1 protein-coding gene is annotated in these 473 nt (G+C 36.8%); it reads right to left on the bottom strand.

Annotated elements, in window-relative coordinates:
* On the bottom strand, positions 1–455 hold a 455-nt coding region (locus tag FC36_RS06240), incomplete at its 3' end, for a hypothetical protein (RefSeq protein WP_156409523.1).
* Positions 456–473: the final 18 nt, after the last annotated feature.

The following is a 473-nucleotide window of genomic DNA, read 5'->3' as shown; positions in this document are numbered from 1 at the left end:
AAAAGACACTTGCTATTATAGTCTATTGACCGTAGCGTATCGTTTTCTCTAAATTTCTTTCCCATTAACTCTGTATTGAATTTTGAACCGCAATTCTTGCATCCAATACACTTAGCCTTTACGTTTGTTGGGCGGTGTTCGTAAGCGTACGATACATGGTCATTTTTCAACTTTTCTAACCGATTTTGTAAATTTATCAATGCTTTAGTTGGCTTACCAATAGATTTCTTGATAAAGCGTTGCAAATAGATGCCATCTTCACAAATATCATTGTCCCACTTTTCAGCTTTCTCTTCTGATACAACTCCATGACCATAAGTGTTTATATGACCATATCCATTTTCTACTAAAATTTGCGGTAGCATATCGTATGCGATACCCTTAACCCGCTTTTTTTCACGTTCTAGGTCGGCATACTTTCTCTTTACATCCATTGACTCTCCGGCGTGTCCCATAATAATTCCTCCATTTTT

Origin of the sequence: Ligilactobacillus equi DSM 15833 = JCM 10991 (assembly GCF_001435735.1) — a bacterium.
Taxonomy (GTDB): domain Bacteria; phylum Bacillota; class Bacilli; order Lactobacillales; family Lactobacillaceae; genus Ligilactobacillus; species Ligilactobacillus equi.
Note: the sequence above shows the minus strand (reverse complement) of the source record. Positions and strands in the feature narration are given on the sequence as shown.